General features: G+C 33.8%; 20 protein-coding genes. 8 read left to right on the top strand and 12 right to left on the bottom strand.

The genetic code is table 11. From position 1 onward, the window contains the following. Positions 1 to 153 precede the first annotated feature (153 nt). Both FYJ83_RS09515 and FYJ83_RS20555 read right to left on the bottom strand, forming a co-directional pair. Positions 154 to 822: a class I SAM-dependent methyltransferase gene (locus FYJ83_RS09515; RefSeq protein WP_154440096.1), complete on the bottom strand. Its 669-nt coding sequence runs from the start codon at positions 820 to 822 to the stop codon at positions 154 to 156. Between the two features lie 442 nt (positions 823 to 1,264). Next, positions 1,265 to 1,459, bottom strand: coding sequence for an IS3 family transposase (locus tag FYJ83_RS20555; RefSeq protein ID WP_216585893.1), 195 nt, complete (start codon positions 1,457 to 1,459; stop codon positions 1,265 to 1,267). A 584-nt stretch (positions 1,460 to 2,043) separates the two neighbouring features. Between FYJ83_RS20555 and FYJ83_RS09525 the strand changes: the two genes are divergently transcribed. Both FYJ83_RS09525 and FYJ83_RS09530 read left to right on the top strand, forming a co-directional pair. After that, positions 2,044 to 2,625 (top strand): GNAT family N-acetyltransferase, encoded by a 582-nt coding sequence (locus FYJ83_RS09525; protein ID WP_154440097.1) that lies wholly within the window; start codon positions 2,044 to 2,046, stop codon positions 2,623 to 2,625. A gap of 187 nt (positions 2,626 to 2,812) precedes the next feature. Then, positions 2,813 to 2,956, top strand: a complete 144-nt coding sequence (locus tag FYJ83_RS09530) for a hypothetical protein (RefSeq protein WP_154440098.1) — start codon at positions 2,813 to 2,815, stop codon at positions 2,954 to 2,956. 175 nt (positions 2,957 to 3,131) lie between these two features. Here FYJ83_RS09530 and FYJ83_RS09535 read toward each other — a convergent pair whose 3' ends face one another. The 5 genes from FYJ83_RS09535 to FYJ83_RS09555 are packed head-to-tail and all read right to left on the bottom strand — an operon-like array spanning position 3,132 to position 8,712. After that, positions 3,132 to 4,856 (bottom strand): ABC transporter ATP-binding protein, encoded by a 1,725-nt coding sequence (locus FYJ83_RS09535; protein ID WP_154440099.1) that lies wholly within the window; start codon positions 4,854 to 4,856, stop codon positions 3,132 to 3,134. Beyond that, a complete protein-coding gene (locus tag FYJ83_RS09540; RefSeq protein WP_154440100.1) occupies positions 4,853 to 5,683 on the bottom strand; it encodes an ABC transporter ATP-binding protein in 831 nt (276 codons plus the stop codon). The genes FYJ83_RS09535 and FYJ83_RS09540 overlap by 4 nt, the downstream gene beginning before the upstream one ends. Positions 5,684 to 5,698: 15 nt before the next feature. Further along, positions 5,699 to 6,712 (bottom strand): FecCD family ABC transporter permease, encoded by a 1,014-nt coding sequence (locus FYJ83_RS09545; RefSeq protein ID WP_216584683.1) that lies wholly within the window; start codon positions 6,710 to 6,712, stop codon positions 5,699 to 5,701. Continuing rightward, positions 6,709 to 7,737 carry a FecCD family ABC transporter permease gene (locus FYJ83_RS09550; protein ID WP_154440101.1) on the bottom strand — a complete coding sequence of 343 codons (1,029 nt, stop codon included), beginning with the start codon at positions 7,735 to 7,737 and terminating at the stop codon, positions 6,709 to 6,711. The genes FYJ83_RS09545 and FYJ83_RS09550 overlap by 4 nt, the downstream gene beginning before the upstream one ends. Positions 7,738 to 7,761: 24 nt before the next feature. Continuing rightward, positions 7,762 to 8,712: an ABC transporter substrate-binding protein gene (locus tag FYJ83_RS09555; protein WP_154440102.1), complete on the bottom strand. Its 951-nt coding sequence runs from the start codon at positions 8,710 to 8,712 to the stop codon at positions 7,762 to 7,764. A 337-nt stretch (positions 8,713 to 9,049) separates the two neighbouring features. Between FYJ83_RS09555 and FYJ83_RS09560 the strand changes: the two genes are divergently transcribed. Together FYJ83_RS09560 and FYJ83_RS09565 are read left to right on the top strand one after the other, a co-directional pair. Then, a complete protein-coding gene (locus FYJ83_RS09560) occupies positions 9,050 to 10,018 on the top strand; it encodes a helix-turn-helix domain-containing protein (RefSeq protein ID WP_154440103.1) in 969 nt (322 codons plus the stop codon). Positions 10,019 to 10,141: 123 nt separating this feature from the next. Next, positions 10,142 to 12,076, top strand: coding sequence for an AraC family transcriptional regulator (locus tag FYJ83_RS09565; protein WP_154440104.1), 1,935 nt, complete (start codon positions 10,142 to 10,144; stop codon positions 12,074 to 12,076). 145 nt (positions 12,077 to 12,221) lie between these two features. Here the strand turns inward: FYJ83_RS09565 and FYJ83_RS09570 are convergent, their stop codons facing one another. After that, complete coding sequence (locus FYJ83_RS09570) at positions 12,222 to 13,577, bottom strand: MATE family efflux transporter (protein WP_154440105.1); 1,356 nt, start codon at positions 13,575 to 13,577, stop codon at positions 12,222 to 12,224. Between the two features lie 158 nt (positions 13,578 to 13,735). On the opposite strand from FYJ83_RS09570, the gene FYJ83_RS09575 reads away from it, so the two are divergent. From FYJ83_RS09575 to FYJ83_RS09590, 4 genes are all read left to right on the top strand, one after another. Beyond that, positions 13,736 to 14,596: a LysR family transcriptional regulator gene (locus FYJ83_RS09575; protein WP_154440106.1), complete on the top strand. Its 861-nt coding sequence runs from the start codon at positions 13,736 to 13,738 to the stop codon at positions 14,594 to 14,596. 187 nt (positions 14,597 to 14,783) lie between these two features. Continuing rightward, the gene (locus FYJ83_RS09580) at positions 14,784 to 15,770 is read left to right on the top strand and encodes a class I SAM-dependent methyltransferase (protein ID WP_154440107.1); all 987 of its coding nucleotides are present in this window, start codon (positions 14,784 to 14,786) and stop codon (positions 15,768 to 15,770) included. 5 nt (positions 15,771 to 15,775) lie between these two features. Continuing rightward, entirely contained in the window at positions 15,776 to 16,228 is a 453-nt protein-coding gene (locus tag FYJ83_RS09585) for a MarR family winged helix-turn-helix transcriptional regulator (RefSeq protein ID WP_154440108.1), read from the top strand. Between the two features lie 141 nt (positions 16,229 to 16,369). Further along, complete coding sequence (locus FYJ83_RS09590) at positions 16,370 to 16,657, top strand: DUF4491 family protein (protein WP_154440109.1); 288 nt, start codon at positions 16,370 to 16,372, stop codon at positions 16,655 to 16,657. Between the two features lie 272 nt (positions 16,658 to 16,929). Here FYJ83_RS09590 and FYJ83_RS09595 read toward each other — a convergent pair whose 3' ends face one another. From FYJ83_RS09595 to FYJ83_RS09610, 4 genes are read right to left on the bottom strand one after another with little or no spacing between them, the layout of a single operon-like run. Next, a complete protein-coding gene (locus tag FYJ83_RS09595; protein ID WP_154440110.1) occupies positions 16,930 to 18,627 on the bottom strand; it encodes an ABC transporter ATP-binding protein in 1,698 nt (565 codons plus the stop codon). Then, positions 18,617 to 20,383 carry an ABC transporter ATP-binding protein gene (locus tag FYJ83_RS09600; RefSeq protein WP_154440111.1) on the bottom strand — a complete coding sequence of 589 codons (1,767 nt, stop codon included), beginning with the start codon at positions 20,381 to 20,383 and terminating at the stop codon, positions 18,617 to 18,619. Before FYJ83_RS09600 ends, FYJ83_RS09595 begins: the two co-directional genes overlap by 11 nt. Positions 20,384 to 20,387: 4 nt before the next feature. Next, positions 20,388 to 21,860 carry an ABC transporter ATP-binding protein gene (locus FYJ83_RS09605; RefSeq protein ID WP_154440112.1) on the bottom strand — a complete coding sequence of 491 codons (1,473 nt, stop codon included), beginning with the start codon at positions 21,858 to 21,860 and terminating at the stop codon, positions 20,388 to 20,390. Between the two features lies 1 nt (position 21,861). Then, a complete protein-coding gene (locus tag FYJ83_RS09610) occupies positions 21,862 to 22,575 on the bottom strand; it encodes an energy-coupling factor transporter transmembrane component T (protein ID WP_195837973.1) in 714 nt (237 codons plus the stop codon).

Here is a 22,575-nt window from a genome sequence, read left to right on the forward strand (position 1 = left end):
TTCTGCTTTCTGATCCAGCTTTATCACCTCTTGTCCCCCCTCAAAAGATATCTTCAAGGGGTATTATATTTTAAGGTGGACCAGTTTTCAATTATTATGGTGGTCTACTTTTAGATTAACATAAACATGTGTTTCTAACGGTTTGCAATTTAGTTAGATTTTATGGACGATTAGAAACACGCTAGACTCATCCACCTCTTGCACCTCATATGGGTATCCCAGATTTTTGCCAATTTTCTCAAAATCCTCTGTGGAATGGATAGTTGCTTTAAAGCCATCTTTGCAGATAATCACATCATTTTTGGTTTGGGTATAGTCAATTTCCCCCAAAAGCCCTTTGGAGGTCTGCTCCTCAAACCATTTTAGACGAAAATCCCAAAATCTAGTACTGTAACTGCTGAAATAAGCTACTCCACCTGGTGCCACTTTATCAAGAATTTTGTGAATGACAGTGGAATCAGCACCCATGGCAGACAATCCATTTTGCAGGCACAAAATAACATCAAAAGATTTAGGGAAATTTATCTGGTGAACATTCATTGCAACTATACTCGCGTTGGGATAGCCTTTGAGATACTCCTTGCCTAATTCAACGCTTTCCACTGAGATATCTATCCCGACAATAGATTTGCAGTAGGGAGCCAATTCCCTAATAATTCGACCGTATCCGGCTCCAAGCTCCAAAACACTTTGTGTGTTTGATAGATTTTTCTTGACAAAATCTATTTCTGATTGTAAATACTGCTTGACACGTGGAATTTGGGTATTGTACACTTGAAACAACTTTTTGGAATTTAATTTTTCGGCATAGTAATTGTCCATATTTCTTATCCTTTCTCATCATGGTAAATTAGAGCTAGATAGATATAATTCTTTGAGTTAAAAATGAACTGTGACTATCTCAGAGATAACAATCTGTAGCTTCTATGGTTTAGCTTATTATCAATGAATTATGCTGAAATAAAGTTTTATAAATCCTAACAAAAAAACAAATATAGCTTTAAAGGTTGCTTAATATAGTATAATCATGTTAATTTTAGTTGTTCATATTAGTATAATATAAATTATATAAAGTTTTTATAAATATTACAATGGTGGTTTAAGAAAGTTAGATGGAAAGAGTTTTGTTGTATGGAGTTATCAACGTTTTCAAAAGGTTTGGTATAAACTATTAACCTGCAATTACACTGTTCTTTTCCATAAGCTTGAGTAAATGCTTTAATTACAAGGGTATCTTTCATTCTATTTACCATCCACCAGCCAACTACCTTTGAGAAAACATATCAATAAATATTGCAAGATAGGGGGTTCCTTTAGGACATAGATTCATTTTACGCATTAATCTAGATATTCGATTATGGTTTATATGAATTCCACGTTGCCCTAGTACTTTTACTATACGAATAGATCCATATTTACCTTTATTTTCATCAAAATTTTTTTGATTATTTCTTTCAATTTTTCATTTTCCAGGTCACCTTTGAATGGTTTAAGATTTTAATATTTATAATATCCAGCTCTTGAAACGTCCAGTGTTTTGCAAACATTTTTAGTATATTCAAATTTTTCTCTTATTTTTGTGTCTACTTTATTATGCTAAGTCCACCTCCACGGTTATGGTTTTGTCCATAATTTCATTTGAATTACTTCTTAACTATGACAAATTTATTGATTATTATAGAGCAAATAGAACCAAGGTAGAGCAGGTATTGTTCCCAGTCTGTTGCTATTACTGAAGAAAGTATAAGATTAGCACAAAGTCTTTTGGGTAAATACAATATAAAAGACTGGAAACAGTTCATCTTTTTATTCTTTATTTTTTCCTATATTAATTTCAATTTATTACTTAAACTTTTTATGTATATTTCATATTATTAATTCAGAAATTTTGACCTGAATTTGAGGAATAAAATAGGCAAAAAGAGAGAGAAAGCAAAACTTTATTCAAATTTTGACGATGGAATTAGGGTTTGAGATGTGGTTATATTGATGTAGAGAGTGTGAATTAAGCAAGAATGAAATTCATATTAAGGGGGCAATGATATGATAGTGTACAAGATAGTTGACCAAAAATTTCTTCAACAATACGATATGGTTCCCATGCGTGTTCATGTTTATAGTTATTATCGTGTTGATAAAATTGAGCGTGGTCTAGGAGGGTTTCATCTTATTGAAACACCTATCCAACCGTATGTTAAGGATTTCTGCGTTGACGAAGACAAGAGTGTAACAAGGTGGGGAAGGCAATGGGATATTTCAAATTGGACTTTCTTTATGGCTTTTGATGAAAAGCGACCTGTTGGAGGTGCAACAGTCGTTTCACGTACGGAAGGGGTTAACATGCTTTCAGGTAGAGATGACCTAGCTGTGCTATGGGATATTCGGGTCGATGATGAATACAAGAATCAAGGTGTTGGTCAGGTTTTGTTTGATATGGCTGCAAATTGGGCACGTGAGCAAGGATTTACGCAAATCAAAATTGAGTGCCAAAATAACAACGTTCCAGCTATAAGATTTTATCATAAACAAGGTGCTGTCCTATCCGCAATAGACGAGTATGCTTATTACAATGAGCAGGAATATAGAAATGAAGTACAGCTTATTTGGTTTTATAATTTGGATTAGTAAAATAACATACTGCAGGAGAAGGGGTGCAGATTTTAATTGACAGGTCGCACATTATTAAAATATACCAAAGATGTAGATTGTGCTGAATTTAGAAATAATAGTATGATGGTTGAAGCTAATTAATTAGCTTCTTTTTATATTCCTGGAATTAAGAAACATACCCTTTTGAACAGGATGGATCATAATGGAATTCAGTAAAGCAGAAATAGAAAAAGCAATATCCAGCTATCTTCTGATATTATTAATTGCGAAAAAATTCAACTTAAGTTCTGAGAGGGAAATATCCATGATTGAAATGGTATTAAGAAATAATGATTATGATATGTAAATGATAAAATGAGATGTCTATTTTTTAGGTATTGAAAGGATGTGACAATACAAAATATATAGTGATAAAGAACCAGATATTTGAGAAGTCATGTTGTTAATCTGTAGAGAGATCAAGAAATGGCGACCATTTTGGCCACCATTAATTTTACATAGATAATTATTAATCCCTTGGATTATGATGCCTGCGAATTGTAAAGAGAAGAATATATACCATGGTAACGAATCAACTCATCATGGGTTCCTATTTCTGCAATTCCTGTTCCATCTAGTACTACAATTTTATCTGCATTTCTTATGGTAGATAGTCTATGTGCAATTACAATAGTAGTACGATCTTTTGATATTCTGTCTAGAGCAGCCTGAATCTCTCTTTCTGTTTTTGTATCTAGGGCAGAGGTAGCTTCGTCTAAAATAAGGATAGGAGAATTACGTAAGATAGCACGTGCTATTGATAGTCTTTGCTTTTGTCCACCTGATAGACGTATCCCACGTTCACCTATTATTGTATCGTATCCATTTTCAAGTTCTTGAATAAATTCATGTGCATTTGCAGCTTTTGTAGCTTGTATTACTTGCTCTTTGCTTGCATCTTTCCATCCATAAACTATATTTTCATATACTGTACCATTGAAAAGAAATGTATCCTGCAATACCATACTTATATTATCTCTAAGACTTTTTAAGGTAACATTTTTAATATCGATTTCGTCAATAAAGATACTTCCCTTATGTGGGTCATAAAATCGGTTAAGAAGGCTTGCAATAGTAGTTTTTCCAACTCCTGTAGTGCCAACAAGAGCTACAGTTTGTCCAGGCTCTATTATAAGATTGATATTTTCTAGTACAGTTATTTCAGGTGTATAGTTAAAAGAAAGATTTCTAAATTCGATTTTACCATGAACTTGTGATAATTTTTTGGCATTAGGTACTTCTTTTACATCTGGACTTTCATCCATTACTTCAAATACACGTCTGCAACCAGCCACTGCATTTCCAGCCATTTCTGCTATACTAGAAAAACTTTTAACAGGTTCATAGAACATATTAAGGTACATTATAAAGGCTACAATATCCCCTATGGTAGCTTCTTGTCTTTCAACAAGAAGGCCTCCGTAGATTATGACAGCAACAGAGCCTAAAGCAGTAAAAAATGCCAAAAGAGGATAAGTAGTTTCAAAAAAGAAACTAGCTTTTAAATATGCCTTAGTATGCTTAAGAGAAAGGGAGGAAATCTTTCTTTTTTCTGTATCCTGTTGGTTAAATATTTGTATTTCTCGTATTCCCGAAAAATTATCCTGTACTGTACCTGAAAGCTCACCTCTTACTTTGGAGTTTTGATTCCATATTGGTGATAGATATTTACTTTGCCATAGAGTAATTGCTATAAGAAATGGTATGGTAACCAGGCTCAGTAATGCTAGTTTCACATTAATTGTAAATAGGAGAATACCAACACCTATGAAGGTTAATATATTTACAACAAGGTCAGGAATTACATGAGCTAATAAAATTTCTGCTTCCATTGAATCATTAATTACTCTGCTGGTTAAATCACCTGTTCGATTTTTATTAAAAAACTTAAGCCCCATATGTTGAAGTTTGGTATATAGTTCAGTTCTTAGGTCAGCCACATAATGGAGAGCAGCATGATGATTTAAGTATCCTGAAATAGATGCCCCACCAGATTGTAATGCTGTAGTTAAAAGCAGCAATAGTCCTATACTAAAGGCCTTAGAGGCAAAATCAGGATGTCCTTCCATGGCAATACTTGTAAGCTCCCTTAGAGCCCAAGGAGCATAGAAGCCTGCTATAGTAGAAATAATTAATGCTACTAAAGCCATTATTAGATAAAACCAATATTTCTTTGCTTCTAAAAATACTCTTAGCATAACTTTCATAGTGCAAATGCCCTCATTTCAGAGTTTGGTATAATTGGTACAGTTTTTAAAATATCATAAGTAAGACAAACAGGTCTCCCACTTTTAGGCTCATTTACAATTTCTGCATCGATATGAAAAGTTTTTTTAAGGACTTCCCTAGTCATAACTTTTTGAGGAGAGCCATGCTCTATGATAGTTCCTTTATGTATAGCTATCATATAATCAGAAAACCTTGATGCAAGATTTAAATCATGTAATACCATGACTATAGTACAACCTTGATTGCGATTCAAATCAAATAAGAGCTTTAAAACTTCTAATTGATGAGCCAAGTCAAGATAAGTAGTCGGTTCATCTAACAATATTAAATCTGTCTGCTGGGCTAATGCCATAGCAATCCATACTCTTTGTCTTTGTCCACCAGATAAAGTATCAACCTCTCTGTTTTCAAACTCAGTAAGCTTTGTTACTGAAAGAGCCCAGCTAATTATTTTCTTATCTTCTGGTGTAAGATTACCAAAACCTCTCTGATGAGGGAAGCGTCCATATGCTACTAATTCACCTACAGTTAAACCATTGGGAGCAGTTGGGGTTTGGGGTAAAATAGCCATTTTTTTAGCAATATCCTTAGTAGATAATTTACTGATATCTTCTCCACTAAGATATACTAGTCCACTTTTTGGTTTTAGAATACGTCCAATGGCTTTTAAAATAGTAGATTTACCACACCCATTAGCCCCTATAATAGAAGTTATTTTTCCTTTGGGAATCCCCATATTTAAAGACTTAACAATTAATGTATCATCATAAGCAATGTCTAGCTTTTCAGCTTTAATACTATTCATATAAATAAAACCTCCTTAATTTGCCTTAGCCAATAAATACAAGAAATAAGGCGTACTTAAAACAGTAATAATAATTCCAGTAGGAACATCCGTACCTAGACTTATGGTTCTAGTAATAGTGTCTGCCAATAAAATAATTATAGCTGCAGATAGAGATGCTGCAGGCAATAAAAGTTTATGGTTAGGGCCTACAAGCTTTTTTGCCATATGGGGAGAAATCATACCTACGAAAAAGAAATTTCCACCTAAAGCAACACTGCCAGAAGATAGAGCTACAGCAGCAATAGATAAGCCTAAGAATTCTGGTTTTACAGATACTCCTAATCCGGTTGCAGTTTGATTTCCTAGATTTAAGGTATTTAAAATTCTTGATTTATAAAAAGTATATATAAAAAGAACAATTACCCATGGAGCAAGAATAGAAAGGTAATTCCAGTTATCGCCCCAGAGACTTCCAGCACTCCAACGCTGTATAAAATCCATTTGATGGTCGTCAAGCTTTAGAGTAAGCAAAGTAGTAAGAGCACCGTAACCACTACTAAGAGCAACTCCAGTTAAGATAAGACCAGTATGAGAAATATCTCTTCCACGCCTATAAGATAAAAGGAAAATCAATGCAGCAGCAGTCATACCTCCTACAAAAGCTAGAAGGGGAAGAGCAATAGCAGAAGATATTCCTTGAGTATTAAACATAACAACAAACATTAAAACAAAAAGTCCAGAACCAGAACTTATACCAAGAGTACCGGGACTAGCCATATCATTTCTAAGTAAACTCTGCATAATACATCCAGACGTTCCCATACCGATACCAACTAAAATAGATAGAATAATACGAGGAAGACGAAACTCAAAAATAATGAGGTTCTCTCTAGCAGTACCGTTACCCATGATTACATTAAAAACTTCTGAAGGAGAAAGATTCATCTTGCCAGAATTAATACTTATTACCGCTATAATAAAAAGAATAAATAACATAATAATGTTAATAATAATGCCGCGAGAAACAGAATAACGTTGTTTTATCACTCAAACTCCCTCCTCTGTTTTCTTGAAATATAAAGAAAATAGGGAACACCTATTATAGCAAAAATAATACCAATAGGAGTCTCGTAGGGCTTATTAATAAGCCTTCCTACTAAATCCGCAGTTACAGTAAATAAAGAACCATACAGGCCTGCCGTAGGTATAATATACCTATAATCAACTCCAACCAAATATCTCGTTATATGAGGAACAATAAGACCTACAAATCCAACGGGTCCAACTACAATGACAGAAAGTCCTGTTAAAATCAATATAACAATTGTAGATATAGCTTTAACGGTTTTAGTTTTAAGACCTAATCCTATTGCCACATCATCACCTAGATTAAGCATAGTAATAGAAGGAGAAAGGGCAATAGAAATAATAACACCTAAAACAAAAAAAGGAAGAACAATTATAAGTTCACTCCATTTAGCACCAGCAGTACCACCAGCAGTCCAATAAGCAAGAGACTGACCTAACCTGTATTTAATAGATAAATACTGACTAAAGGCACCAAAAAGCATTGAAATAGAAACTCCAGATAAAACAAGTCTTTGAGGTGTCATACCTCCTTTACCGAAAGAAGCAATGAAATAAGTCATAAAAGTAGCAATAGCAGCTCCAACAAAGGCAAAAAGCATCATTTGTCCATAGGAACTACTGGGTAAAAAAGCCATACAAAGGGCAATGGCGAAAGTGGCTCCGCTGCTAATACCCATTAAACCAGAATCTGCAAGTGGATTTCGTGTAGTTCCCTGCATTATAGCACCACATATAGCAAGGCTACAACCAACAATAATATTGGCAGCAGTTCTGGGAATACGCAAAGTTTGAATAATTTGGTGTTCAGTTAAATCTGGATTAAATTTAAAAATAGCTCCCCAGGCAGTAGACAAACTCATATCAGCAGCACCAAAAGAAATAGATGCTACTGACATAAGAATAAGAAGCCCAAGGCCTATAAACATGTACATTGTGAAACTAGCCATGCCATATCGATGTTTTTTAAGCTGTAAGTTATCCATGTGTATATTCCTTTCAGTTGTAAATTACTTTGTTAATGAATTAAGTGCATCAACCATATAGTCAAGCTGTGCAGTCAAGCTCATAACATCTGAGTAAAAAAATAGTCCTTGATATTTTCCTGGTATTTCGACTAAACGACCTTCAGCAACAGCAGGAATACTTTTCCATATGTCTGTTTTGGCATATTCAGATTCCTTTCCTTCTTGTCGGCACCATAGTATGTAGTCTCCAAAATACTCATGGGCAACTTCATAACTTAAATGACCACGACCTTCCCCTGTTTTTTGAATAAGCGCTGCCAATTTATCAGGATATTTAAGTCCAAGATATTCATAAACTAGAGTTCCACCTCTAGAACCTGTTTCATAATACACTCCACTCCAATCTCCAGAAGGGCCCCAATCCTCCATGATACTAAAAGTTTTTCCTTCAAAATCACCACTGTTAAAAGTTTTTTTCGCATCTTCTAGCTTTGTCTCAAACTTTTTCACTGCAGCCTCTGCTTCAGCACTTTTTCCTGTAGCTTCACCAATGATTTTAACTCGTTTAATGGAGCTTATACCAGATTCTGGTATAACCAGTACTGGAGCTATTTTATTGAATTTTTCGAAATCGTCTTCACTGTAAGTAATGATTAAATCTGGTTCAAGGGTCATAACATCTTCACGTTCCCAACTTTCAATTTTTGTAGAACTGGCAAATTTATCGTAGAAAGGCATGGTTTCTTGATCCCACGCATAATGACCCACAACATTTAGTCCAAGGGCAAAAGCGTCTCCAATATACCAGTTTACAACAACTCTTTCAGGGTTAGCAGGAACTTCAATATCTCCCATTACAGTATTAACAACACGAGTAGTATTTTCCTCAAGGTTTTTACTAGATGCTGGGGACTCATTATTAGTATTTGAGCATCCCACAACAAATATTAGGGTTGAAAATATGGCTAAACATAAGGTTATAAGTTTTTTCATATAGAATTCTCCTTTATATATATTTATTATGAATCTTAAAAATAACATAAGCGCTTATGTCATATTTTTGATATAATTAAGTAAGCCAAGGCTAACTCATGAAAATGATAACATTTATCTTTTTCACTGTCAATGCTGCAAGAAAGGCTATATCATATGTTGAGAGATATTAGGATTCAAATTATATGTATATATATGAGCTATTATAATGAGTATGAGAAAAAGCTTAATATAGTTCTACAAAATATAGGAGTATAACTTACTCAAAATGGAGTACTAATATATTCAGAAAGTAAAGATATAATTTTAATTATGAAGGATTTGGAGGCTAAAGGATATGAATGAGTACGAAAAACTATCTTGGGGTCATATGACAAATAACTACAATTTTGCAAACAGTCCTTATGGCAAGGGAAGAAAGTATGATTTTCCTCCTCATTGGTCCAACGGATGGATATCGGAAATGAATCCCTCAGAGGGATTATTTGTTGCAAGCGCATGGTTTACACCAGATAAAAAGATAACACATAAAATCAATACTGATAAAGCATGTTTATGGATTTTTTGTGTAGATTGTGGAGAAATAATATATACACAACAAGGGAAACAAGCCCGAAAACTTTCTCCAATTACTCATATAATAATTAATCCTCAGAAACCATTTAGTTTTACATTTTCTAAAAATGAACATTATTGTTTTACAAGTGTTTTGGTATATGATGAGTTCATACAATCTTTTATAAAAAGTCGTGAAGATGCTCCTAAAATTGGAGTGGAAGATGCTAAGCTATGGGAAACACAACATTTAAACACACCTAATATAATGTTAATTTTAGAGCAGATAAGATGGGCTGTTAGAAATTCTGATATATCACTATTGGCATACGAAGGCATGGTTTTACATCTTTTATCTTCAATTGCAAGGAACTTTCCTGAGATTCCAAAAAGAAGATCCAGTAGACGTAATTATGTCACTTGGGAAAACGAGCAAAAGATATATAAAGTCAAAGAATTAATTGATAAAGATATATTAAATATTCCTAGTATAAACCAGTTATGTAAAGCTGCAGAAATGAGCGAAAGTAGACTTAGGGAGTCTTTTAAAAATATTTATGGAATTCCTCTATATAAATATATTCGTATTGAAATAATGAAAAGGGGAATGCAGCTTCTATCAGCTGATCATTTAAGTATACGAGATATTTCCGAACTTTGTGGTTATGAAAATGCGTCCAAATTTTCAGCTGCATTTAAAGCAGTACATGGCATAACCCCTAGTGAATTTAGAAAATCATTTAACTTATAAAATCTTAATATAATTTTCAGGAATAGGCTCCTTAAATATGCAAATTTTATTAGATATGGTATAATAAATCAAGTTAGCACAGACTAACTATATTTGATAAATTGTTATTTAGGAGCTGTTTTTATGGAGAATAATAAGGAAGAAAAAATAAAATTCAGCAAAGAAAACTTTGCAGATGATTTACGACTTTGGGAGCAATCAGCAATTACTTTAGTTGATATACGTCATAAGCTTATAAGTTCAGAGGAAGCCATTAAGAATTATCTCATACCTACCAGTATGTTTCTTTATACCAACGGGGGCAAGGCAGAGATAATTTTAAACGACATTTCTTATACAGTGGAACGTTTTGGAGTTTTTCATGCTGGAAAAGGAACGGAACTTTCTATATATCCTAAATGTAATTGGCTTGAATACTACATAATACTATATAAAGCAGGAGAACCACCTTTTTATAAAAGAGAATTTATTAGACTGTTAGAGAAAACTAATCTATTTAATCAACAGTATGGTTATTCTCCAGCTAATCCGATATTTTTTGGAGGACAGTTTCGTAAAATGTATGAAGCTTGGATAAATCCTTGTCCTTTAGGGTTATTTTATGGTAAGACAGAATTCTACCAATTAGTTTATCAGATTTATAATGAACTGTTAAACGAAAAGGCTGATAATTTTAAGCCAGATGTTGTGTCCATGGTGCAAAGATATATGGACAAACATTTTAGCGAAGCTATTTCTATAGGGTTATTGTCAGATTCATTTGGTATTAGTATAAGTCAATTAAATCGTTTGTTTAAGAAACGTTTTTCTTGTAGCCCACAGGCATATTTAAAAGAAATAAGGTTAAATGCTGTACAAAGTTATCTTCAAAACAGTAATGTTACCTTTAGAGAAATAGCAAACTCAACAGGGTTTTATGATGAATTTTATATGAGCAAAGAATTTAAAAAGAGATTTGGACAAACTCCTAGTGATTTTAGACAAAATACTACATGGACAATGGGAAATTTATCAATGGAGAATATATTGTCCATCCCATATAATGAAAAAAGCTTAGTTAGCGTAAGCAAACACAATATGGAAGGAGAATTCTCTATGTTTAAACAAATAAAAAGCAAAGCAGTAATTGGGGTAGCTTTAAGTCTTATATTTTTGTTAACTGCCTGTACCAATGTTCCTGCAAACACATCTAATCAAGATAAGGAAGGATTAATTACAAAACAAGAGCAGGTAATCGATACAGAGGAAGGAACAAGAATTGTTAGTACATCTATGGGCGAAGTAGAAGTTCCGGTAAATCCTAAAAGAGTTGTTGTAGATTATGTAATTGGAGATGTTATAGCATTAGGGGTTTTACCAGTAGGCGTACGTTCTGCTTTTGGAGGAAGTGCATTTGGTGATGTTATTCATGATGCAACATTAATCGAGAAGTGGGACCCAGAAGAAGTTATGGAGTTAGAACCTGATTTAATTATTTCAGTAGTAAAGGATGAATTTGAAGCATCCTCTAAAATTGCGCCTACTGTTTTCATTCCTTTTACTGAAATGTCTATGGAAGAACGAGTAACTTTTCTTGGGGAGGTATTGAACAGGCAGACAGAAGCTGAAAGTGCCATCAGAGAATATTATAAAAAAGTAGAAGAATCTAAAGTAGTTTTAGAGAAGCAAGGTATACTGGATAAAACAATTAGTATTTTTTTTGGTGATCCTATAGATGTTGCAGTAGCAGGAGATAAATGGGGACGAGGAGGCGATATTATATATAACGATCTTGGTTTTAGGGCTCCTGATGTTATTCAAAGTGAAATTATAGGAGGAGATCAACATAGAAATCTGTCCTTAGAGGTTTTACCTCAATATGTAGGTGATTATATTGTTTTTGATTGGGATCCAAAGCTATTTGAACAAACCACTATATGGAATTCCATACCAGCCTATGCTGACGGCAGAACCATTGCCTTAGATTTTGCTTTTTTCTATTATAATGATTTATATTCCCAAAGTAGACAATTAGATTTTATAGTAGATAATTTACTCTCAATTACAGGAGAAGACTAATTTATGGTAGAGTAGAAAGTTTTTAAATAAAATTAAAATATATAAATGTTTAATTGTTAAGAATTAATTACATGAAAAATAAAAGGTTTTTTAAAGAGAAACAGTCTTTAGAAAACCTTTTATAGTTTTAAAGAGAGAATAATATTTATGAAGTTGATTCCACTTCGAAATTAGCAAGTCCCCTACTGGTGAAAAAGTATAGGATGGAGAACATTACTGTTGAAATAATCCACGACACGGGATAACCAAGTATGGCCATCATGACTGTAGATGACTTAGGCAGTATATAGACAATCCATATTATTCTAAATCCACATGTTCCAATCAAAGTCAGAACCATGGGTTTAAATGTATCACCGATTCCCTTGATTGCTCCAGAAAGCACTTCGCTAATAATAAAAATTACATAAAAGGGAGAAATCATACGAAACATCTGTACACTCAAGTCAATCACATGATTATCGGCTGTGAACATACTGGATAAATATTCGACACTATAATAGATGCCAATACTCAGTAACCCTACCATGGTAATCCCCATGAACATACTCAACCTTGTTGAAGATTTCATTCGCTTACTTTGGTTTGCACCATAATTTTGTGCAACGAAAGTAGTTGTTGTAATCCCAATGGTGTCGATAATCAACCAGATTATAAAGTCAAGTTTACCATTAATTGCCCAAGCTGCAATGCTAGTTGTACCAAAAGAATTAATTCCTCTCTGCATATAGATGTTAGAAATGGAATAGAGTGCTGACTGTATACCAAGAGGAATGCCAAGCTTTAGCATAGGTAGTAGAATAGTCATTTTGATGCCCAGACCCTTGAGAGATAGCTGAACAGGACTCTTTCCACTGGAAAGGCGTAGGAGAATCATGATACTTGAAAAGCCCTGAGCGAATATAGTTGAATAGGCCGCCCCTTGAATACCCCATCCAAATCCTATAATGAATAATAAATCTAAAAAAATGTTCATGATTGATGAAATTAGAAGCAGGTAGAAGGGAAATTTAGTATCTCCAACTGCTCTAAGTATACCAGAACCTATATTGAGTACAAAGACGAACATAGTACCTAATAAGTAGATGCTCAAGTAGGAAGTGGCAAATTCATAAATATCTTCAGGTACATTCATCAATGATACAAAATAGGGAGAACAGATATAACCCACACCAGAGATAATAAAGCCTCCGATAATAGCGAACAGCATCAAAGTATGCACAGTGTCATCCACTTCTTTAAACTTTTTTGCACCATAATATTGAGAGATTAAGACGGTTCCACCAAGGGAAAGTGTGATAAAAACGTTGATAAGAAGTTTTACATATCCGTATGTCGCGTCGATGGCTGCCAGACTTGATATACCAGCGTATCGTCCAATTATTAAAGCATCAGCAAAACTGTAGGATTGTTGTATGAGGCTTCCAAAAAATATGGGTATAAAATATATGAAAAGAGCGCTCACCAATGGACCTTCTGTAATTGAATTTTTTACTTTCATTTCATATCATCTCCTATAATTTACACTGACAATTTGTGATATAATAGTGATAATGATTTTCAATTGTCAGGATTAATTAAAGTATAATATATGGATATTCTATTGTGCAAACGCTATAAATTAATGATGGGAATCGAAAATTTCGATAGGAGGTAAAAATGAATACTGAATTCTTGAGAACTTTTTTGTCTGTAGTACAGACAAAAAATTTTACACATACTGCACAAATATCACACTTGTCACAGTCTACAGTGAGTAATCGCATTATGGAGCTTGAAAAGATTTTTGATTGTCAACTCTTTATTCGAGGAAATGGTACATTGGAACTGACCGAATCAGGTAAGCAATTGATAGCATATGCTGAAGAAATGCTAACTGTAGAGACTACTGCCCAGTTGCTTTTAAACCAGGTCAAAATGAAAGCACCTTACTTTATGGTTAGTGCTGTTCACGCTTACTATGATTCTTACCTTCAAAGCATTATCAGTGAGAGCATACACCAGAGACTTCCTTATACATTAAGGTTGTTTCTAAAACATTCACATGAAGTAATTCAAGGTGTGGTAACGGGTAAATATGACTGTGGAATTGCACACCATCCGAGTTATTATAGTCGATTTGATTCAATTCTTTTGTGTACCGATGAGTTGGTACTTGTTGGAGCTGATAGGAAGAGGAAATATGAAGATGGCATATCCTTTGGACAGTTGAAATCACTTGATATATTTCATTCAAGTCTTTTCGCAAGTCATGTTGAGGATTTACTTTACCAACAGAATACATATAGGCTTTCTATTGATATTGCATCTAGAGTTGTGCCGTTGGTGATTCAGCATGGAGCATATACATTCCTGCCTTTCACCTACGCAAGACCTTTAGTTGAAAAGGGGGAGCTTTATCCTATAACAATTGAAGATTATGAATTACCACCACTTGAGTATTATTTTGTATATCCTAAGGATCATCCTTATTTGGACCGAATAGAAACACTGAAAAATAAACTATTATCTTTTGTATAATTTAAGATGGATTCACATCTAGGAGATATGGAAGAATAAATCATTGTATTTGAGTTAACAATTTTATTAAAGAATAGTTAGTGGTTTAATATAAGATAATTGTATGGTTGACATATTATTAATTTAATTGTATGCTATGTATACAAATATAATTAGCGAAAGCTAATAAAGGAAAGAGGGTGTTGAATTGGGTACAGAGATTACTCCAAATATCTATTATCAAGTTCTTAATCAATATCAAGCTGCACAGCTTTTGTTTGAATCCATAAAATTAGATATTTTTTCTTACTTGGATAAACCAACAACAGCAGTAGAAATTGCTAATGAAACAGGATATGATGAACAAAATGTAGAATTGCTTTTACTTGCACTTCTATCATGTAACTATATTGGTAAAGAGAACAACAGTTATTGTAATACAAAGATTGGAGCAGAATATTTATCAAAGAAAAGTCCCTATTATATGGGGGAAACAATTCTATTTCGTGAAACCATGACTTCGCTTTATGATATTGGAAACAAAGTTAAGTATGGTTCTGAAAAACAAGCTGGAATTGGATATGATTTTGCAACTTTAGCAGAAGTTACTGTTCCTGAAATGTACGCTACCGGTCGAGTAGATAGTTTTGTTTCAGAAATTAAGACTATTTTTACGGACATGAACAAGAAGTATAAAATACTTGATTTAGGCGGAGGTTCTGGAATACTGGCAATTGAATTTGCTAAAAACTATCTCAACAGCAAAGCTTATGTATTCGAATTTCCCAATGTAGCAGTTACAACTGAGAAGATTATTAGCCAACACAATATGGAGGACAGAGTTTCAATTTTGGTGGGGGATTTCAATACTGATGAGATTGGAAACTCTTATGATATGGTTATAGCTTCTGGTATATTGGACTTTGCCACAGGTGATTTAGATAGTTTTATATCAAAAATCTCAGACGCTCTACTGGATAACGGATATCTCCTTTTAATAGGACGATATTCAGATAAAGAAGGTTATACTCAGGATAATATATTAGGTTGGCTTTCAGGCTATATGAATGGGATTAAGCCTCCTCCAACAAGAAATCGAGTTGAAACTGCATTGAACAAGGGACGACTTCAACTTGTTCATTCAATCCAATCTGGGAGATTTCAAGGTTATCTTTATAAGAAGGCGATGGTGTAGTATGTATGGAAGGATTAGGAAATGAGGTTATAAATGCTTTTATTACCCTTACAGAGAATATTGCAAATAGCAGAACAAATGTATTGGATTTTGGAAGCGAGGACATGATCTTTTATCGAGGTGAAATCCATATTATAAAGATGATTGGTGATTATCCAGGTATTTTTAGTTCAGAGATTGCCAGACGTTTTGGTATTACCCGTGCTGTTGTTCATAAAACGCTACTTAAATTAGAGGAGCGGGAATTTGTAATAAAAGAGCAGGATGATGAAGATAGAAAACGTCATAAATTATTTTTGACAGAAAAGGGGCAACTAGCCTATGAGTATCATGAAAAATATCACAATCTGCATGATAAAGCCTTATTTGACTATGTAGAAGGATTACCTAGTGATCAATTAGAGGCAATTAAGGGATTTTTAGAACATGCAAATAATTTAATTCAAAATCATGCGTAAAATATGTATAAAAAAGGGACTGTACGAGATTTAAAGTCAGGCATACTTTAAAGGACTTGATAATAAAATTAAAGAGGTGGAAAAAAGAGGAGTTATCTGGAGGTGAGAATCAGTAGTAGGTACTATGAAAGGAGCATATATATGTCTTTTGATGGAGTAATCATAGGTGTAGGAGCATTTTTAATAATTGGGATTTTGCATCCAGTTGTAATAAAAACTGAATATTATATCGGTGTAAAAGCCTGGCCTTTATTTTTAATAGGAGGGTTAGTTTTCATTTGTTTTTCCCTATTTTCAGAGAATACAATTATATCATCTCTTTTAGCTGTACTTGGATTTTCCCTACTATGGAGCATTCATGAAATTTTTGAACAGGTAAAGAGGGTAGAAAAGGGATGGTTTCCAAGTAATCCTAAAAAGATTAAATGATCCCCGAAACATTAGGCACGGTTACTTTTGTTTCCATGGCAGAATAGTTGGAATCCTACAAACTACTAATGACATCTTATTCGATACCGTAAAAGTAGAGGTGCTGGGATTAAAGTTTGAGATATTATCATTTAAATCTTTATGAGATGATGGTGTTGATAGATAAGTAATAGGTAAAATAACAAAGTTGAAGGGGCTTTGAGTTAAAGGTGACTTCATGGAAATCTACTAATTTCCATGAAGTCATCTTATCTCAATACTTTCTCGTGTTTTTATTCCCCCACATTCCACATGGAATAGTATTTTTCCTTGTTTTCCAGTAGTTCTTCATGAGTTCCCTGCTCTACTACTTGACCATTATCAATTACAATAATGTTATCTGCATTTTTGATTACTGAAAGGGTGTGAGCAATCATAATTACAGTTCTTTCCGCATTTAAAAGGTTTACTATTGCTTGTTTTACAGCAAGCTCATTTTCAATATCAAGAGATGCTGTGGCCTCATCAAGTAAAATTATGGGGCTATTCTTGAGTATTGCTCTACTTATGGAAAGACGCTGACGCTCTCCCCCTGAAAGGCGATTACCGTTTTCCCCCACAGGTGTATCATATCCTTGAGGCATATTCATAATAAAGTCATGACAGTTTGCAAGTTTGCAAGCTTCTATTATTTCATCATCAGTTGCTGTTGGTCTTGCATATCGTATATTATTTTTAACTGAATCATTAAACAAAAATACATCTTGGTCTACTTGTGATATATAAGAAAGTACTTTTTCAGAAGCTATGCTATCTATTGGCAGACCTCCAATTTTTATACTTCCATTGTGAGGAGTATAGTATTTGGAAAGCAAATTCAAAATTGTAGATTTTCCCGATCCTGATGCTCCAACAATTGCAGTAAGCTTTTTGTCCTTTGCCACAAAGCTAATATTTTTTAATACAGACTCTCCCTCTACATAGGAAAAATTAACACCATCAAACTCTATTTCATAGGATGTAGGAGAAAAGTCATTATTATTTGCAATTTCTTCCTTCTCTTCAATAATATCTGCAATACGTTTTTTTGAAATCATAAGATTTTTATAGGAAGTCAAATCGATAAACAATGTACCATTCAGTCTACATATAAACAGGGGAATAAGAGAAAGCATCACAAAGTCGGCAACTGGAATAACTCCCTGAAGACAAGCTCTTCCCGAAAGCAAAATAACTAAAGGAAATGTAAGCCATTGAAGGATATTAAATCCTACACCTATGGGAATTACAACTAATTCATATACAAAGCTAATATCACTGTAATCCTTCATAGCATTAGTAACTGTTTTATTTTTCTCTCCTCCAAAGCCATAAGCACGCATGGTTTGTATTCCTGTAATATATTCTGTAATACTGCTGACGTTTTCAACAGAAATAATGTTCTTTTTATTCCCATAGATACGGACACATAAAAATGACAAAGCCAATGCAGGAATAAGCAATAAAAATGCAGCCAGTAAAACCATGCCTGAGGGCAGATGCTTGGTACTTATATATACAATAACCATAAGCATAAGTACAATATTCTTCAAAATATCACCTATTTTATGGGTAAGAATATTTTCATAGTTGTTTACATCGGCAGTTGTACCATTGATATAGGTTCCTGTCTGAGTTTTTGTAAATCGTGAAAGAGGTATTCTTTTTAATTTATCTCCTAAAAATAGTCGAATATTTTTACTTACCATAGCACCACCTATTTGTCCCTTTGTGTAACCAACACTATAAATAATCAAACGAAGAATAAATATTCCAGCTACAAAAGCTGTTAGAATAAGTATTGATTTGAAATCCATACTATCTGACCAGAGAAGTTGTATAGCTCCATAAATAGCAATAAAATTACAGCCAGAAATCAGTCCTTCTATAAGATTCAGCAAAATAGATAATCTGAAACTTGGGTTCTTCTTCATTACTGCCTTAGTTTGCATGGGCTTTGCCTCCCTTCATTGTGTAAGAAATATTTCTTGCAGCATTATAATCTTTCCATGCCTTAGAATAGTATTCACTATTTTTAAGTACCTCATCATGGGTACCTATGGAAGAAACTGTATGGTTGTCAACTATAGCTACTCTATGGCAGTCCTTTACAATACTCAAGCGATGGGCAATGATAATGACCGTTTTCCCTTTACATAGATTTTTTATTGCCATATCTATTTCTGCTTGATTTTCTGGATCGGCTGCAGAAGTTGCCTCATCTAAAATAAGAATAGGTGCATTTTTAAGGATTGCTCTTGCTATGGCAATACGCTGTTTTTCACCACCAGAAAAACGGGAACCATAGCTTCCAACAAGAGTATCATAGCCTATAGGCAGACTCATGATAAAATCATCAATCTGTGCCTTTCTTGCTGCCTCTCGTACCTCCTCAATACTTGCCTTTTCTCCCATGCGAATATTTTCCAAAACACTTCCCCTAGTTAAAAAGCTTTTTTGAAATACAATTGATATTTTCTGGAGAAGCTCTTCATAATCAATATCCTTTATATTCTTACCCCCTATAAAAATATCACCCTTTGTCACATCATAAAAACGAGCAATAAGCTGAACAAGAGAGGTTTTTCCTGCACCTGAAGGACCTACAACTGCAAGACTTTCTCCATCTGCAATTTCTATACTGCAATTTTGAAGTACATCTGTCTCTCCATCGTAGGAAAATGATACATTTCTGATTTCAATATTATGTTTTTTGGGAAATGAGCTTCCTCCTGAAAATATAGGCTCCTTCAAAATCTTATCTACCTGATGAACTGCATTTAACACCTGTGCAAAACTGGAACCAAGCTCTTGTAAAGGTCTGATTTCCGTTAAATAAAGTGAGCCTACAAAGGCAAAGAGTATAAATACACTTGCACTAATAGAACCTTTCAAGAACCAAAATCCACCCATAGGTACCATAAAAAGAATTCCACACTCCAGAATAACAACAAAGGAGGCATAAGGCGGTCCCATTTTCTTAGACATTATAGTCCATACCTCATGTTCATCTGATACGGCTTTTGAATATTTCTTAAATGAACTGCTTCCCATATTATATGCCTTAACCAGCTTCATACCTCCTATGTACTCAATAACTGCAGCATTTAAAGAAGCAATGGCTTTATTCCCTTTATCCATAAGAGACGAAGCATTACTAAACATTACACCCATAATTACAAAGGCAAGTACCATTGGTACAAGGCTCATAAGTGCAAGAGGCAGGTTTATAGTACATAAGTAGATGAAAATAGCAATAGGACCAGTAATATAGAATATAAACTCTGGAAGATTATGGGCTAGAAACAGCTCTAATTTTTCTATATTTTCATTAAGTATAGTCTTAATCTCTCCTGTATTCCTCTCATTTAGTACACCTAAGGGCATTTTAGCCATATGTTCTGACACCATACACCTTACTCTGAATAAAGCATTATAGGCTCCACGGTGGGATAATATACCAGATATGCCAAATAGCATAAATCGTCCAGCAATACCTACAGTAATGATTACTCCATAATGGACAAGTGTCTCTGCTGTACAGGTATTCATATATACTGCTTCTATTAAGCGATAAATTCCATAGTATGGAATTATGGTACAAAGTCCGCTTAGGAAGGAAGATAAAACTGCTGCAAACAAATACACTTTATTTTTACCAGACCATTTCATCAATAAAGAAATAGGATTCTGTTTGTTATTTTTCATAGTTTTAAGCCTCACTTTCTAAAGAATTGCAAATAAAATGTCTTGCAATTTCATTTTTATTGTTTATATTTAAAGGTAGATCAAAAGATAGGGTTCCTTCATCAATACGAACAACCCTAGTACATACCTCTGTAATAAATTCATAATCATGGGTAATGACGAAAATAACCTTACCCATCTCAGCCAACTTTTTTAAAAGATCTGTTACTTTTATCATACCTTCAAGGTCAAGTCCACTGGTAGGTTCATCAAAGATAAGAATTTTCTTTTGACAGATCATACTGACTGCCACAGCAAGGCGCTGCTTTTGTCCTCCTGATAGAGTTCCAGGATGTTTTTCTCTAAATTCCAATAGATTTAAGGTTTTAAGGGTATTTAATACCTTTTCTATTTCCACATTATCCATCCCATAGGTACACTCATTTTCTACACTATCTGCAAAAAGCTGGTAATCTACATCCTGCATAACCATATAAGATAGCTTTAGCAGTTGTTTTTCACTAATAGGTTTTCCCTTCCACATAAGTTGTCCAGAAATAGGTTTTCTTAGACCACAGATAGTTTCTGCCAATGTGGATTTACCTGCACCGTTATGTCCTGTAATTCCAATGATTTCTCCTTGTGATGCTCCAATTGTCATATCTTGAATAACTACTTTTTTTCCATATCCTGTACTGATATTTTGAAGTTCAAATATAGTTTCTTTAGATAATAAATTATTCTGTATATCTATCAGTGAAAAATCAAAACCCCGAAGCCCTAATCTTTTTCTTTTTTCCTCACTTTGAGAAAAAAATTCCTTAGATGTAAAGCAGTTTTCAATTTTTCCTTTATTCATATAAACAACACGATCTACAATATCTTGCAGATAATATAACCGATGCTCCGTTATGACTATGGTTTTCCCCTGCTTTTTTAGAAGTTTAAGTCGCTGACGCAGCTGTTCTGTACATTTGGTATCTAAATTTGCCGATGGCTCGTCTAAGAGATAGATTTCAGGTTCCATAGCATATATAGAGCCAAAGGCAACCTTTTGCTTTTCACCACCAGATAATTCAAATATTCCGCGTCCCATAATATTCTGTAATCCAATATCTTTGATTGTCTTATCTACACGTCTCAAAAGCTCATTTCTAGGATAAGATAAATTTTCTATTCCAAAGGCAATTTCACTGTCCGTATCGATATTAAAAAATTGACTCCTTGGATTTTGATAAACCATACCTATTTTTTCAGCTATTTTATATGAAGGTGATACAGATATATCCATATTGCAAGCCATTATACTACCTGATAGCTTTCCCATATAGAAATTAGGTATAAGCCCGTTTATAAGCCTAAGAATTGTGGTCTTCCCACATCCGCTTTTACCACTTATTAAAACACATTCACCTTTTTTAATATGAAGGTTTATATCGTATAAATTATTACCATCAGAGCCTTGATAGGTGAAAGATACATCTTTAAGTTTAATCATTTTAGATCCTCCAAATAAATATTAAATATAATAGAGCAGCAAGGACGCAAATTGCATCTACAGTACGAAAACGAATTTCTTGTATGCTTGTTCTCTTTAGTGGGTTCTCTATTCCACGACTTACAGAGGCAGCAGAAAGTTCATCTGCACGGCGAGATGCAGACATCATAATAGGCACATATATGCACTCTATTGTACGAGCAGGGTTCTTTATAAATCCCAAAAATCCTGGTGTAACATTACGCATTTTCATGGCATTTTTTATTTTCTTTGTATCTTCACCAATTGCAGGAAAGTAACGAAGCATTACCGTTAAAGGTATTAAAACAGATTTTGGTATATTCATTCTAGAGAGAGCCGCCATAAATTCATTGACACGAGTCGTACCTATAAGTATTCCTCCCAGCATCCCGCAGGGCAGTACCTTCCTTATAAACCTTACAAATAATGCAATATAATTTGAAAGATGGGAATTAAATACAGTCATACATATATAATCAATTCCTAAAAATGCAAAATATATTAAAGCAAGTTTAAATGAAAAACCATAAACACCACATAATAATCCAAGAATTAATATCATAACTGTAAGTAAAATTTCCCCTTTAACGGAAGGCATAATAAATACTGCCAGATTGCCCATAACAAGGAGTAATAACATTGTGCGTGGATCAAGGTGTAAAAGTCCTTTATTTTTAGCTCCTATTTTCAGCAT

The organism is Tissierella pigra, assembly GCF_009695605.1.
GTDB classification, from domain to species: domain Bacteria; phylum Bacillota; class Clostridia; order Tissierellales; family Tissierellaceae; genus Tissierella; species Tissierella pigra.

Coding starts and splice junctions, on each gene's coding strand:
- FYJ83_RS09605 (WP_154440112.1), bottom strand. CDS start 21,860: ATGATTAAACTTAAAGATGTATCTTTCACCTATCAAGGCTCTGATGGT.
- FYJ83_RS09560 (WP_154440103.1), top strand. CDS start 9,050: ATGAATGAGTACGAAAAACTATCTTGGGGTCATATGACAAATAACTAC.
- FYJ83_RS09530 (WP_154440098.1), top strand. CDS start 2,813: ATGGAATTCAGTAAAGCAGAAATAGAAAAAGCAATATCCAGCTATCTT.
- FYJ83_RS09565 (WP_154440104.1), top strand. CDS start 10,142: ATGGAGAATAATAAGGAAGAAAAAATAAAATTCAGCAAAGAAAACTTT.
- FYJ83_RS09600 (WP_154440111.1), bottom strand. CDS start 20,383: ATGAAAAATAACAAACAGAATCCTATTTCTTTATTGATGAAATGGTCT.
- FYJ83_RS09575 (WP_154440106.1), top strand. CDS start 13,736: ATGAATACTGAATTCTTGAGAACTTTTTTGTCTGTAGTACAGACAAAA.
- FYJ83_RS09590 (WP_154440109.1), top strand. CDS start 16,370: ATGTCTTTTGATGGAGTAATCATAGGTGTAGGAGCATTTTTAATAATT.
- FYJ83_RS09515 (WP_154440096.1), bottom strand. CDS start 822: ATGGACAATTACTATGCCGAAAAATTAAATTCCAAAAAGTTGTTTCAA.
- FYJ83_RS09585 (WP_154440108.1), top strand. CDS start 15,776: ATGGAAGGATTAGGAAATGAGGTTATAAATGCTTTTATTACCCTTACA.
- FYJ83_RS09570 (WP_154440105.1), bottom strand. CDS start 13,577: ATGAAAGTAAAAAATTCAATTACAGAAGGTCCATTGGTGAGCGCTCTT.
- FYJ83_RS09525 (WP_154440097.1), top strand. CDS start 2,044: ATGATAGTGTACAAGATAGTTGACCAAAAATTTCTTCAACAATACGAT.
- FYJ83_RS09535 (WP_154440099.1), bottom strand. CDS start 4,856: ATGAAAGTTATGCTAAGAGTATTTTTAGAAGCAAAGAAATATTGGTTT.
- FYJ83_RS09550 (WP_154440101.1), bottom strand. CDS start 7,737: ATGGATAACTTACAGCTTAAAAAACATCGATATGGCATGGCTAGTTTC.
- FYJ83_RS09540 (WP_154440100.1), bottom strand. CDS start 5,683: ATGAATAGTATTAAAGCTGAAAAGCTAGACATTGCTTATGATGATACA.
- FYJ83_RS09610 (WP_195837973.1), bottom strand. CDS start 22,575: ATGCTGAAAATAGGAGCTAAAAATAAAGGACTTTTACACCTTGATCCA.
- FYJ83_RS09595 (WP_154440110.1), bottom strand. CDS start 18,627: ATGCAAACTAAGGCAGTAATGAAGAAGAACCCAAGTTTCAGATTATCT.
- FYJ83_RS09555 (WP_154440102.1), bottom strand. CDS start 8,712: ATGAAAAAACTTATAACCTTATGTTTAGCCATATTTTCAACCCTAATA.